The sequence below is a fragment of the Enterobacter cloacae complex sp. SHL020 genome, assembly GCF_049236945.1.
Lineage (GTDB): Bacteria > Pseudomonadota > Gammaproteobacteria > Enterobacterales > Enterobacteriaceae > Enterobacter > Enterobacter dykesii.
In genome coordinates this window covers 256,558-269,167 of sequence record NZ_JBMKJF010000001.1, presented here as the reverse complement: position 1 = coordinate 269,167, position 12,610 = coordinate 256,558, and the positions used below count along the sequence as shown (strand labels likewise).

Annotated in this window: 10 protein-coding genes; 9 read left to right on the top strand and 1 reads right to left on the bottom strand. The window is 59.7% G+C overall.

Going from position 1 to position 12,610, the window contains the following annotated elements:
• Positions 1 to 195: 195 nt before the first annotated feature.
• The 8 genes from ACOTZB_RS01275 to ACOTZB_RS01240 all read left to right on the top strand — a co-directional run bounded on the left by ACOTZB_RS01275 (position 196) and on the right by ACOTZB_RS01240 (position 10,381).
• Positions 196 to 1,908, top strand: coding sequence for an ABC-F family ATP-binding cassette domain-containing protein (locus ACOTZB_RS01275; protein WP_421626287.1), 1,713 nt, complete (start codon positions 196 to 198; stop codon positions 1,906 to 1,908).
• Positions 1,909 to 2,106: 198 nt separating this feature from the next.
• Positions 2,107 to 3,117, top strand: a complete 1,011-nt coding sequence (gene adhP, locus ACOTZB_RS01270) for an alcohol dehydrogenase AdhP (protein ID WP_047348428.1) — start codon at positions 2,107 to 2,109, stop codon at positions 3,115 to 3,117.
• 149 nt (positions 3,118 to 3,266) lie between these two features.
• The gene (locus ACOTZB_RS01265) at positions 3,267 to 4,886 is read left to right on the top strand and encodes a TIGR04028 family ABC transporter substrate-binding protein (protein ID WP_421626286.1); all 1,620 of its coding nucleotides are present in this window, start codon (positions 3,267 to 3,269) and stop codon (positions 4,884 to 4,886) included.
• Positions 4,887 to 4,896: 10 nt separating this feature from the next.
• Positions 4,897 to 5,841, top strand: coding sequence for an ABC transporter permease (locus tag ACOTZB_RS01260; RefSeq protein ID WP_421626285.1), 945 nt, complete (start codon positions 4,897 to 4,899; stop codon positions 5,839 to 5,841).
• Entirely contained in the window at positions 5,838 to 6,686 is an 849-nt protein-coding gene (locus ACOTZB_RS01255; protein ID WP_421626284.1) for an ABC transporter permease, read from the top strand. The genes ACOTZB_RS01260 and ACOTZB_RS01255 overlap by 4 nt, the downstream gene beginning before the upstream one ends.
• Positions 6,686 to 8,293, top strand: a complete 1,608-nt coding sequence (locus ACOTZB_RS01250) for a dipeptide ABC transporter ATP-binding protein (RefSeq protein ID WP_421626283.1) — start codon at positions 6,686 to 6,688, stop codon at positions 8,291 to 8,293. The genes ACOTZB_RS01255 and ACOTZB_RS01250 overlap by 1 nt, the downstream gene beginning before the upstream one ends.
• Positions 8,290 to 9,279 carry a putative FMN-dependent luciferase-like monooxygenase gene (locus ACOTZB_RS01245; protein WP_421626282.1) on the top strand — a complete coding sequence of 330 codons (990 nt, stop codon included), beginning with the start codon at positions 8,290 to 8,292 and terminating at the stop codon, positions 9,277 to 9,279. The genes ACOTZB_RS01250 and ACOTZB_RS01245 overlap by 4 nt, the downstream gene beginning before the upstream one ends.
• A gap of 10 nt (positions 9,280 to 9,289) precedes the next feature.
• Complete coding sequence (locus ACOTZB_RS01240; RefSeq protein ID WP_421626281.1) at positions 9,290 to 10,381, top strand: alkylhydroperoxidase domain protein; 1,092 nt, start codon at positions 9,290 to 9,292, stop codon at positions 10,379 to 10,381.
• A 6-nt stretch (positions 10,382 to 10,387) separates the two neighbouring features.
• Here ACOTZB_RS01240 and araJ read toward each other — a convergent pair whose 3' ends face one another.
• Positions 10,388 to 11,563 carry an MFS transporter AraJ gene (gene araJ, locus ACOTZB_RS01235; protein WP_421626280.1) on the bottom strand — a complete coding sequence of 392 codons (1,176 nt, stop codon included), beginning with the start codon at positions 11,561 to 11,563 and terminating at the stop codon, positions 10,388 to 10,390.
• A 166-nt stretch (positions 11,564 to 11,729) separates the two neighbouring features.
• Between araJ and ppk2 the strand changes: the two genes are divergently transcribed.
• On the top strand, positions 11,730 to 12,548 hold the full coding sequence (ppk2, locus tag ACOTZB_RS01230) for a polyphosphate kinase 2 (protein WP_047650993.1): 819 nt from the start codon (positions 11,730 to 11,732) through the stop codon (positions 12,546 to 12,548).
• Positions 12,549 to 12,610 lie beyond the last annotated feature (62 nt).

Here is a 12,610-nt window from a genome sequence, read left to right as displayed (position 1 = left end):
TGTATCGTGAAATTTTCAATGTTTCACATACATTTGGTGATCGCACCAGCTCAAGCGTTATCGGTATCGTGCTGCGATAACTTCTGCTTGAGCGAAGACACCAACCCCTGAAATCCCTTCTCTCGGGCTTACTGAGTTATCGTCAGCGATGTTTGACGAGGCATAAACATGCCTGTAACTCTTGGGTAAGCAACAATGAGCACTTTACTCACTGCACAATCTTTACGCGTTGATACGGCGTTTGGCACGCTCTTCGACTCACTCTCCTTTACGCTGAAAAAAGGCGACCGCATTGGCCTGCTGGGCGACAACGGCTGCGGTAAAAGCACGCTGCTGAAGGTGCTGGACGGCACTGACTCCCCCGCCGCCGGCACGGTAGCGCTGGCCGGGCACTGCCTGATGGCGCGCGTGGAGCAACATCTTCCGGACGCCATTTTCCCGCTGACCATGCTGGATGCCGTGCTCGCACAGCTGCCTTTTGCCGAGCGCGATAGCCTGCGCTGGAAAGCGGAAACGCTGCTGGTGAGCATGGGCTTCACGCCTCAGGATATGGCGCTGCAATCCGCCACGCTGAGCGGCGGGCAGCACACCCGCCTGCTGCTGGCGCGGGCGCTGATTCACGCCCCGGATCTGCTCCTGCTCGATGAACCCAGCAACCACCTTGATTTGCCGACCATGCTCTGGCTGGAACATTTTCTGCAGAACTGGTCAGGCAGCTTCGTGCTGGTCTCCCATGACCGACAGCTGCTGGATGCCGTCACCAACGGCAGCTGGATCCTGCGCGATAAAACGCTGCACTACTTCGCCCTTCCCTGCACGGCCGCCCGCAAGGCGCTTGAAGCGAAGGATGAAAGCGACGCGCAGCGCCACAAGGCGGAGCAAAAGGAGATCGACCGCGTGACCGCCAGCGCGAAGCGGCTGGCGACCTGGGGCAAGGTTTACGACAACGAAGACCTGGCCCGCAAAGCCAAACAGATGGAAAAACAGGTCGAACGGCTGAAGGAGAGCCAGACGGCGCTCACGGCGGGCAGCCAGTGGACGTTAACCCTGCGCGGCGACGCGCTGCGGGCCGATCGTTTGCTGGAAATGGAGAACCTCGACGTGCCTCCTGCACCTGGCCTGCCGGCGTTGTTCAGCATCGAAATGGCGCGGCTGAAAAGCGTCGATCGCGTGGCGATTGTCGGTCGCAACGGCTGCGGAAAATCGTCGCTGATGAGGCTTATCTGGCAACAGTTTGCCGATGAGTCCGCAGACAGCGGGTTGAAAATCCATCCGCGCGTGTCGCCAGGCTATTACGACCAGACGCTTCACCAGCTTGCTGACAACGCCACGCTGCTCGACGCGCTGGAGCCTTTCGCACCGGATCCGCAGAACCGCAAAATGGCGCTGATAAGCGCGGGTTTCCCGTGGTCGCGTCACGGGCAAACGGTCAGCACGCTCAGCGGTGGCGAACGCTCGCGCCTGCTGTTCGTTGGCCTGACGCTTGCCCGCTACAGCCTGCTGATGCTGGATGAGCCGACCAACCACCTCGACATGGAAGGCAAAGAGGCGCTGGCGCAAACCCTTCAGCAGTTTGAAGGCGGCGTCCTGCTGGTCAGCCACGATCGCCAGTTAATTAGCCAAAGCTGCAACCGTTTCTGGCTGATTGAAGAGGGAAAGCTGAGCGAGTGGCATGATGCAGAGGCGGTGTTTGAGCGCCTGCGTGAAAGCGCGGGGCTGTCGACACCCGCCGCGCCCGTCATCGACGCGGCGACGGTTCCATCCTCGCCGTATGACGATCTGCTCGAACGGCTGGTCGCGCTGGAAACGCTGCTGGAAGACGATCTGGCGCGTAAGCCGAAGCATCAAAAGCCGCAGCTGCAGGCGCAATGGCGTAAAGAGATTGAGGAAATAGAAGCACTGCTGTAAGTCTGCGCCCGCCGGGTCTCTCTCGGCGGGCCAGTTTTTTCCCCCTAAATTATTAGAGGAACGCCGTATTCTTATTCTGAAATCGGATTAAATGATGACATTATGTTGCCGTTGCCTTGCATTACAGTCCCAAAGCACTAATCCTTGAGGAGTATTACACCTGCTATGCAGATACTCATCATGAACAAGGAGATACACATGAAGGCTGCTGTTGTCACTCAGGATCATCAGGTTAATGTCACCGAAAAAACCTTACGCCCGCTAAAGCACGGGGAAGCCCTGCTGAAGATGGAGTGCTGTGGCGTATGCCATACCGATCTCCACGTGAAGAACGGTGATTTTGGCGATAAAACCGGGGTTATCCTGGGCCACGAAGGGATTGGTATCGTAAAAGAAGTCGGCCCCGGCGTGAAGTCGCTGAAAGTCGGTGACCGCGCAAGCGTGGCCTGGTTTTTTGAAGGCTGCGGCCACTGCGAATACTGTAATACCGGCAACGAAACCCTGTGCCGCGACGTGAAAAACGCCGGTTACTCCGTTGACGGCGGCATGGCGGAAGAGTGCATCGTCACCGCGGATTACGCGGTAAAAGTGCCGGACGGTCTGGAATCCGCTGCGGCCAGCAGCATCACCTGTGCCGGGGTCACCACCTACAAAGCGGTAAAAATTTCCGGTATTAAACCGGGCCAGTGGATCGCAATCTACGGTCTGGGCGGTCTGGGCAACCTTGCGCTGCAGTACGCCAAAAATGTCTTTAACGCCAAAGTCATCGCTCTCGACGTTAACGACGAACAGCTGAAGCTGGCGGCCAGCATGGGTGCGGATTTAACCATCAACTCCCGCAGCGAAGACGCCGCAAAAATTGTGCAGGAGAAAACCGGCGGCGCGCATGCCGCAGTCGTTACTGCCGTCGCAAAAGCGGCCTTTAACTCAGCCGTTGACGCCGTGCGTGCCGGTGGCCGCGTGGTCGCGGTTGGCCTGCCGCCGGAAGCGATGAGCCTCGACATTCCGCGTCTGGTGCTGGACGGCATCCAGGTGGTAGGTTCCCTGGTCGGCACCCGTCAGGATCTGCAGGAAGCCTTCCAGTTCGCCGCAGAAGGTAAGGTGGTGCCGAAAGTCACGATGCGTCCAATCGAGGACATCAACGCCATCTTTAAAGAGATGGAACAGGGCCAGATCCGCGGCCGTATGGTGATCGACCTACGTTCATAATCGTTCATTTTTCATTACCGCTCCTCGCTGGGGCGGTTTTTTTATAGCCATTTTCCGGCAATCCTTATCTTAATTCCTTTGTTCCCTTGTTTTCCCCCGCGCCCGATGATGAATCCGACGCTAACAAGAAGATAACAAAGGAATTCACCATGCAAACCCCATTTCGTCTGCCGCTGCTGACGGCGCTGATTCTGGCGACAACCGCAGCCTGGGCAGCAGATGCGCCCGCCAAAGGCGGCACGCTGATTTATCTGGAGCAACAGGCGCACACCAACCTCTATCCGCCTGCCGGTGGCTTTTACCCGAACGGCGGCATTCTGAATCAAATCACCGATAAACTGACATGGCAGAACCCAAAGACGCTGCAGGTCGAACCCTGGGTGGCCGAAAGCTGGACCACCAACGCCGATAAAACCGAATACACCTTTAAGCTTCGTCCCGGCATCACCTTCTCCGACGGCACGCCGCTGGACGCCAACGCCGTGGCGAAAAATTTTGATACCTACGGTTCAGGCAATAAGGCGCAGCGCCTGCCGGTGTCAGAAGTGATTAATAACTACGATCGCAGCGAAGTCATCGACCCGCTGACCGTGAAGTTCTACTTCAAAAAACCGTCGCCGGGGTTCCTGCAGGGCACCGCCACCATTGGCTCGGGTCTGGTCTCGCTCAGCACGCTGAAGCGCAACTTCGAAGAGCTGGGAGATGCCCGCCATATCATCGGTTCCGGCCCGTTTGTGGTGAAGGACGAGAAGCTGGGACGTGAAGTGACGCTCGAAGCGCGCAAAGACTACCAGTGGGGGCCGAAAAACCTGGCGCAGCAGGGGCCCGCTAATCTCGATGGCATCAAGTTTATCGTGACCCAGGAAGACAGCGTGCGCGTGGGGGCCCTGCTGGCCGGTCAGGCCGACTTTATTCGCCAGGTGCAGGCGTATGACGAAAAGCAGGCGACAGACCAGGGTTATAGGATCTACGCCGCCCCGACGCGCGGGGTGAACGACAGCATCAGCTTCCGCCCGGATAACCCGCTGGTCGCCGACGTTCGCGTTCGCCAGGCGCTGCTGCATGCCACCAATGCAAAACAGGTGGTCGAGACCCTCTTCTCGGCCAACTATCCGCAGGCGAAGTCCGTGATTGCCGGTTCCGCCGCAGGCTTTGTCGATCTCAGCGACAAATTGACCTTTGACCCGGCAAAAGCCAACCAGCTGCTGGACGAGGCGGGCTGGAAAGCAGGCGGCGACGGGATCCGCGCCAAAGACGGCCAGCGTCTGGCGCTGACGGTGTATGAATCCCTGCCGCAGCCGCAGAACAAAGAGGTGCTGCAGCTGGTTGCCCAGCAGTGGCGACAGGTGGGCGTGGCGCTGAGCGTGAAGGCCGGTGACGCAGGCAGCCGCACGCTGGATAACCTTGACCCGCTGAAAACCCCGTTAACCGTCTCCGAAGTGGGCCGCGCCGATCCGGACGTGGTGAAAAGCATGTTCTACCCGGCCAATCGCGACGCGCTGCTGCAAAAAGGCGGATCCAGCGACAAGGTCAAAAACTTCCGTGACGACAGGCTGAATGCGCTGCTGGTGAACATTTCGGCTGAGGTCGATCCGCAAAAACGCCTGCAGCTGACGGGAGACGCCCAGCGCTACCTGCTGGATAACGCCTACGTCATTCCGATTTTCGAGGAGCCGCAGGTCTTTGCCGGCGCGCCGTGGCTAAAAGGCGTCAATTTTGAAGCGGTAGGCCGCCCGTCGTTCTACGGCGCGTGGATTGAGAAACACTGAGGAGCCGACGATGCGCCACGCACTTCTTCAACGTTTAGGGCACGGGCTGCTGGTACTGTGGGCCGCCTTTACCCTCTCGTTCGTGTTGCTCCAGGTGCTGCCGGGCGACGCGGTGCTGATTAAATTTCAGAACCCGGACCTGGGCTTAAGCCCGGCGCAAATCGAGGAGATGCGCGTGGCCTACGGCGCGGACAGCCCGTTGTGGCAGCAGTACGGCCACACGCTGCTGGCGATGCTGCGCGGCGATTTCGGCTATTCGCTACAGGCCGGGGTGCCGGTCAGCGAGCTGATTGCCAGCAATCTGCCGGATACCCTGAGCCTCGCCCTGCCCGCCTTTTTGCTCGCGGTCCTGCTGGCATTTGCGCTGGCCTTTGCGTCGCGTCTGCCGGGGCTGCGCTGGCTGAGCAATACCCTTCAGTCTCTGCCGGTCCTGTTTATCTCCTTACCGACGTTCTGGCTGGGGATTGCCCTCATCCAGCTCTTTTCTTTTCAGCTGCGGCTGATCCCGGTGATTAACCCGACGCCGCTGCAGGGGCTGATCCTGCCGATCGTGACCGTCGCGATCCCGATCTCCGCCCCGCTGGCGCAAATTCTGATGCGCAGCCTGGACCAGGTGGCGACGCAGCCGTTTGTCGCCGTCGCCCGTGCCAAAGGGCTGAGTGAAACCGCCGTCCTGTGGCGTCACGTGATCGGCAACGCCCTGCTGCCGGTCCTGAACATTGCCGGGCTGCTGCTGGGCGAGCTGATTGCCGGGGCGCTGATCACCGAAACCGTTTTTGGCCGCAGCGGGCTCGGGCAGCTGACCCAGCAGGCGGTGAATAATCAGGACATCGCCGTGCTTCAGGCGGTGGTCATGATTTCCGCCCTCGGTTTTGTCCTGATCAATCTGCTGGTGGATATGCTGATGCCGCTGCTGGATCCCCGTCTGCAAACCGTTACCGGAGGTGCATCATGAGTCTGGTAGATTACGCGGCCGCCGCGCGAAAACGCGTTCCAGCGTGGCAGGGAGTGGAATGGCAGCCGGGGCTATGGCTGGCATGGGCGGTGATTATTCTCGCCGCTTTTGCCGCCGTGGCGCCCGGCCTGTTAACCCACTTCAGCCCGATTGAGGGCATCGCCGGGGCACAGCGCCTGGCACCGCAGGCGGGACACTGGCTCGGGACCGATCAGCTTGGCCGGGATGTTTACGCGCGTATCGTTTATGGCGCCTCCCATTCCCTGAGCGCGGCGCTGGCCGCCGTGACGATGGGTCTGGTGGTAGGCACCGGTTTAGGGGTGATTGCCGGGGCGTTCGCCGGACGCGTCGAGTCTCTGCTGATGCGCTTCGTCGACGTGCTGCTGTCCATCCCGTCTCTGCTGCTCTCGCTGACGGTGATTATTCTGCTCGGGTTTGGCACCGTTAACGCCGCGATTGCCGTCGGCGTTGCCTCCATTGCCAGCTTCGCCCGCCTCGCGCGCGGTGAAGTCGTGCGTATCCGCCATACGGATTATGTCGAGGCGGCGTTTGGCAGCGGCGGGACGTTTTTCGCCGTGCTGTGGCGACACATCCTGCCCAACGCATTAACCGCCGTCCTGGCCTTTGCCACGCTGCAGTTTGGTCAGGCCATCCTGGCGCTCTCCACGCTGAGCTTTCTCGGTTACGGCACCCCGCCGCCGGTGCCGGAATGGGGCTTACTGATTGCCGAAGGCCGTAACTATCTCTCTACCGCATGGTGGCTCACCACCTTCCCCGGCGTGGTCGTCATCGCCGTGGTGCTGGCCACCAACCGTATCAGCCAACAGTTCAGCGGAGGTCGCTAATGACCGTGCTCTCAGTGGAAAATTTGACGATTAGCTACCGTACCGCGCGCCAGTGGCGAGAGGTGGTGCATAACGTCAGCTTCACGCTCGGACGAGGGGAAATGCTGGCGTTCGTCGGCGAATCCGGATCCGGCAAAACGACCACGGCGCAGGCGATCATTGGCCTGCTGGCCGATAACGCCCGGCGCGATGCGGGAAAAATATCGCTCAACGGCGAGGAGATTAGCGGATGGTCAGCTAAGCGTCTCGATACCCTTCGCGGGGCGAGAATTAGCCTGGTACCGCAGGATCCGGGTAATTCGCTCAACCCGGTGAAGACCATCGGTGCGCAGGTCGGAGAAATCATTCAGCTCCACAACAAAGTGACCCGCGCCGAGCGCGACGAGCAGGTGCTCGCCCTGCTGACAAAGGTCGGCCTGAGCCATCCCGAACAGCGCATGAAGCAGTATCCCCATCAGCTCTCCGGCGGGATGAAACAGCGCGTGCTGATTGCCATCGCCATTGCCCTGCGTCCGGACGTGATCGTAGCCGATGAGCCCACCAGCGCGCTGGACGTGACGGTGCAAAAACGCATTCTCGATCTGCTGGATATCCTGCGCCGGCAATCGGGTACCGCCGTTCTGTTTGTCACCCACGATCTGGCGCTGGCCGCACAGCGCGCGGACAGGCTGCTGGTTTTTCGCGATGGCGAGGTTCAGGAACAGGGCCACACCGCCTATATCGTTCGCACGCCGCAGCACGCCTACACCCGCCAGCTGTTGAGCGATCTCCAGGGCCAGCGCCTGACCATCGCCCCGGTGGCCGGTCGCCCGCTCGCGTCACCGGCCATTCGCGCCCGCGCCATCAGAAAACAATTCTCTCTGGGCAAAGGTCATCAGCTTCAGGCGCTGGATCGGGTAACGTTTGACGTCAGGCGCGGCAGTACGCATGCGCTGGTCGGTGAATCCGGCTCCGGGAAAACCACCCTCGCCCGTATTTTGCTGGGTTTTGAACAGGCCGACAGCGGGCAGGTCATCATTGATGATATTGATGCCACCACGCTCAGCCGCGAGGCCCGCCGTCAGCTGCGCCAGAAGATCCAGTTTGTCTACCAGAACCCGTTTGCCTCTCTCGACCCGCGTCAGACGCTGTTCGAGATCATCGAAGAGCCCCTGAAGAACTTTTCTCGCCTCGGTAAGGCGCAGCGAAAGCTCCGGGTGGAGACGGTGGCGCAGCGGGTTGCCCTGCCCGTCGAACTCCTGACCCGCACCGCCCGGGAGCTTTCAGGCGGACAGCGCCAGCGCGTTGCCATCGCCCGGGCGCTGATTCTGGAGCCGACCATTCTGGTGCTGGACGAAGCCACCTCCGCGCTGGACGTCACCGTGCAGGCGCAGATCCTGGCGCTGCTTCAGCAGCTGCAGCAGCAGCTGGGATTGACCTACCTCTTTATCACGCACGATCTCTCCACGGTTCGCCGGATCGCCCACAGCGTCACGGTGCTGCGCAGCGGTCAGGTGGTCGAACAGGGCGACGTCGGAACCTTATTCGCGTCGCCGCAGAACGACTATACCCGCGAGCTGATTGACGCCATTCCCCATTTTTCACCCGCTACGGAGGAGTTCGCATGACGCGAAAACGCCTGGGATTTTTCACCCGCCTGCTTGACGACGCTTCGCCGAAGGAGCGCTATCGTCTGGCAACGGAACAGATCCGCCACGCCGAACGCCACGGTTTTGACAGCGCCTGGATTGCCCAGCACCACTTCCACGAAAGTGAAGGCGGCCTGCCGTCGCCGCTGCTGTTTTTGGCGCACGTCGCCGCGCATACCGAAACCATCCGCCTGGGCACGGCCATCATTACCCTGCCGATGGAAAACCCGCTGCGCGTCGCGGAAGATGCCGCCGTGCTCGATTTACTCGCTAATTGCCGTCTTGAGGTCGGTTTTGGTTCAGGCGGCACACCAACCTCATTTCTGCCGTTCGGCCTGACGTTTGAGGAGCGCGGCACGGCGTTTGCTGACCATTTGCATGTGATCCAGAGCGCCTGGCGCGGGGATTCGCTGACCCATCCGGATAACCACCTTTACCCGCCTGCACCGCAGCTTGCGGACCGTATCTGGATTGCCACCTTCTCTGTGGACGGAGCCGTTCGCGCCGCCCGGGCCGGACACGGGTTAATGCTCTCCCGTACGCAGCCGCGCCCGGCAGATCGGCCGGATCTCACGCTCGATGAAATCCAGAACCCGATTGTGGATGCCTACCTTGAGGCGCTGCCTGCGGGCATCGCACCGCGCATTCTGGCCTCCCGCACGGCGTTCGTCGCCGACAGCGACGACTATGCGCTCAGGGTCGCGACACCGGGGCTCACGAAACAGGCACAGCAGCATCACGCTGCCGGTCACACTGTAAAAGGTGACAGCGTCACCGATTATCGCCGCCAGTTTGACGCGCATATTGGTTCGCCCGATACGGTGCTGCATTCGCTGAATGCTGATTCCATTCTCAGGCGCGCCACGGATATCTCATTCCAGGTCCATTCGGTCGAACCTACGCATCGCGACACGCTTCGGTCCATCGAACTGATCGCCGAACGTATTGCCCCCCACATCCTTTGAGGAGACACCTATGTCGTTAAGTCAGGACATTCTCGCCGAGCTGGCGGAAATTAAACCCGGTTCCCCTCTGGCAGAGGCGCGCGCCACGCGTGATGCCGCCACGCGCCACGCGCAGGGCAGCTACGAAATCCTCTTTAGCCAGCAGGATGCTGATTTTGCACTGGACGAGCGCTTCGCCGTGGCGGCAAAAGTCGCCAGGTGGCACGGCGCGGAGGCGCTGGCCGCGCACTATGCGGGGTTTGGCCTGGCCGACCCGACCTCAGAACGTCTGACCCCGGCGCTGAACTTCGCGCGCCTGCTGACGTTCTCACCCGTCGAAGCGACGCCCGCAGCGTTAAGGACGCTGACCCAGGCGGGATGGAGCAAGGAAGGCATTGTTACCCTGGCGCAGCTTATTGCGTTTGTGAGCTTCCAGAGCCGACTCATCACCGGGCTGCGGCTGCTGAATGACAGGCCCGTCGCCAGAAGCGATGCGCCGGTGGCGGCAGGCATCTGGCACACGACCGCAACAACGGTCACCGGAAAGGCGGCCCCCGTCGCGTTCACCCGGCAGGAGCTGGGATGGGAGCCGTGGATAGCGGCCAAACCGCTGGCGGATTTCCGTGACGATGAGGTTGCCATCCTGACGAAATTTGGCCATACCGATTCCGACTACTTCCGCCTGCTGGGGCGCAACCTGCCGGTGCTTGAACAGCGCACGTTAACGGATAAAGGAATTTTTTATACATCGGGGGGATTGCCGCGCGCCGAGCGCGAGCTGGCCGCAACGGTCGCCAGTAAAATCAACGGCTGCATTTACTGCGCATCTGTCCATGCGCGTAAAGCCAGCCAGCTGTCAAAGGATGACGCGGCGCTAGAGGCCCTGCTGGCCGTCAGGCCGGGGCAGTCCCTGAGCGAGGGGCAATCCACACGCTGGCAGGCGGAAATCGATTTTGCAGCGGCGCTGTCGGTCACGCCACCCGCCGCCACGCCGCTGCACCTGGCCGCGCTGGAAAAAGAGGGGCTGGATACCTTAGCCCAGCTTGATCTGGTGCAGTCCGCTGCGTTCTTCGCCTGGGCCAACCGCCTGATGCTGACCCTCGGCGAGCCCTGGCTTGCCTGAAATCTGTCAGGCTAGCGCGCGAGCGTTAGCCTGAGCCCGTCTGGCCCGCAGGTGACCGTAGATCAGCAGTGCGCTCATGGCCGAGAAAGAGAGTATTGCCGCCGGCAGCGTGACGTAACGCCAGCTAAAGCCGAGGACAATCATCATCCCGCCAAAGTACGCGCCAATCGCACTGCCGAGATTAAATGCCATCTGTCCCCCTGCCGCCCCCAGCATCTCACCGCCCTTCGCATTTTGCAGAAGCAGAATTTGTAGCGGCGCAGAGAGCGCAAACAGCCCGGCGCAGCAGATAAAGCCCATGACCAGCGAGGCCGTTTTCAGTTCACCAAAGGCGAAAAGCAGCAGCAGCGAGGCGACAATCACCATGTCGGTGGTGGCCGCAATGCGCAGCGGGCTAAAACGCCCCGAGAGCTTACCGCTCAGCAGATTGCCCAACACCATGCCAAGCCCCATCAGCATCATGATGGCCGTCATCATCCCTTCTGAATAACCGGAGACGGTGACCATAAACGGCTTAACGAAGCTGAACCATGCGAACACCCCGGCGTTGCCAAACATGGTGGCGGCAAATATCAGCCAGGGTTCTGGTTTTTTCAGAAAGTGGAACTGCTCGGTCAATTTGATTTCTGATGTGTCGCGGATGTCCGGCACCCAGAGCAGAACCGAGAGGATCACCAGCGCATCGAACACGGCAATCAGAAAAAAGGTATAACGCCAGCTGAACTGGTGCCCGAGCCAGGTCCCGAGCGGAACGCCCATCAGGTTCGCCACGGTCATACCGGCGATCATCCCTGCCACCGCGACCGTCACCTTACCCGGCGGCGCAATTTTCGACAGGATAATCGCCCCGACGCCAAAAATAGCCCCGTGCGGAAAGCCGGAAATCAGCCGCCCCACCGCCAGCCAGAAATAGGACGTGGAAAACGTGAACAGGGCATTGCCGACAGCCGACATCGCCACCAGAAACAGCAGCGTGGTCTTTAAAGAAAACTTGCCTGAGAACAGCGCCACAATCGGGGCGCCAATCACTACGCCGAAGGCATAAAACGAGATCATATTCCCGGCGGAGGGAATCGAAATGCCGGTGTCATGTGCCAGCTCGGTTAACACGCCCATAATGCCAAATTCGGCCATTCCCAGGCCAAATGTGCCAAGCGCCAACGAAAAAATTGTCTTTTTCATACTTCAACCACTGGTTAATCACACGCGACGGACATTATTGAATAATCTTGTATGGTGAGCCAGTTCAAATCAGCTGGCTGACAGGTTAATCCATTAATTCAGGTGGATTACACTTCATTGTGCGGCCTCGCTTTTTTCCGCATCGGACAACCTGAGGATGACCATCATGGGAAGCAAAAAGAAAACCAGTGTCGCTGTTGATGTCGTAAAGAACGCTCCGTTAAAGACCAAAGAGTATGAACAAGAGCTACGTCGCCTCCACGTTGAACTGGTTAAGCTCCAGCAGTGGGTCGTCGCTAAAGGGCTGAAAGTGTGTATTGTTTTTGAAGGACGCGACGGCGCAGGCAAAGGCGGCACCATTAAAGCGATCACCGAGCGCGTCAGTCCTCGCGTGTTTCGCGTTGTTGCGCTCCCTGCTCCGACTGAAAAGGAAAAAAGCCAGCTTTACTTCCAGCGCTATGTGCCCCACCTGCCATCGGCTGGTGAAATCGTGATCTTCGATCGCAGCTGGTATAACCGCGCGGGCGTTGAGCGGGTGATGGGGTTCTGCACGGAGGAACAGGCCGAGAAATTTTTAGATGGTGCGCCGGTGATGGAAAAAGCGATGGTGGATGCCGGAATTATCCTGCTGAAGTACTGGCTGGAGGTGACGCCGAAAGAGCAGGAGCGGCGCCTGCGCGACCGTATTAACGATGGTCGTAAAATCTGGAAGCTATCGCCGATGGATATTAAGTCCTTTAACCTGTGGGACGAGTACACCCGCGCCCGCGACGCCATGTTTGAAGCCACCGACACCGCCTGGGCGCCGTGGTTTGTAGCGCGTTCAGAAGATAAAAAACGCGTGCGACTGAACATTATTTCGCACCTGCTTTCGCAGATCCCTTATAAAGAAATACATGTTGAGAAGGTGGATTTACCGAAACGCAAAATCGGCAAAGTCAAACCCACAAAATATCCGTTCCGCTATGTGGAAGAGCGGTTCTGAAATTACTGGAATACGCTTCGCAGAATGTAGATTACCAGGGGATACGGTATTGTTTTTTGTTG

Coding starts and splice junctions, on each gene's coding strand:
- ACOTZB_RS01275 (WP_421626287.1), top strand. CDS start 196: ATGAGCACTTTACTCACTGCACAATCTTTACGCGTTGATACGGCGTTT.
- adhP (WP_047348428.1), top strand. CDS start 2,107: ATGAAGGCTGCTGTTGTCACTCAGGATCATCAGGTTAATGTCACCGAA.
- ACOTZB_RS01265 (WP_421626286.1), top strand. CDS start 3,267: ATGCAAACCCCATTTCGTCTGCCGCTGCTGACGGCGCTGATTCTGGCG.
- ACOTZB_RS01260 (WP_421626285.1), top strand. CDS start 4,897: ATGCGCCACGCACTTCTTCAACGTTTAGGGCACGGGCTGCTGGTACTG.
- ACOTZB_RS01255 (WP_421626284.1), top strand. CDS start 5,838: ATGAGTCTGGTAGATTACGCGGCCGCCGCGCGAAAACGCGTTCCAGCG.
- ACOTZB_RS01250 (WP_421626283.1), top strand. CDS start 6,686: ATGACCGTGCTCTCAGTGGAAAATTTGACGATTAGCTACCGTACCGCG.
- ACOTZB_RS01245 (WP_421626282.1), top strand. CDS start 8,290: ATGACGCGAAAACGCCTGGGATTTTTCACCCGCCTGCTTGACGACGCT.
- ACOTZB_RS01240 (WP_421626281.1), top strand. CDS start 9,290: ATGTCGTTAAGTCAGGACATTCTCGCCGAGCTGGCGGAAATTAAACCC.
- araJ (WP_421626280.1), bottom strand. CDS start 11,563: ATGAAAAAGACAATTTTTTCGTTGGCGCTTGGCACATTTGGCCTGGGA.
- ppk2 (WP_047650993.1), top strand. CDS start 11,730: ATGGGAAGCAAAAAGAAAACCAGTGTCGCTGTTGATGTCGTAAAGAAC.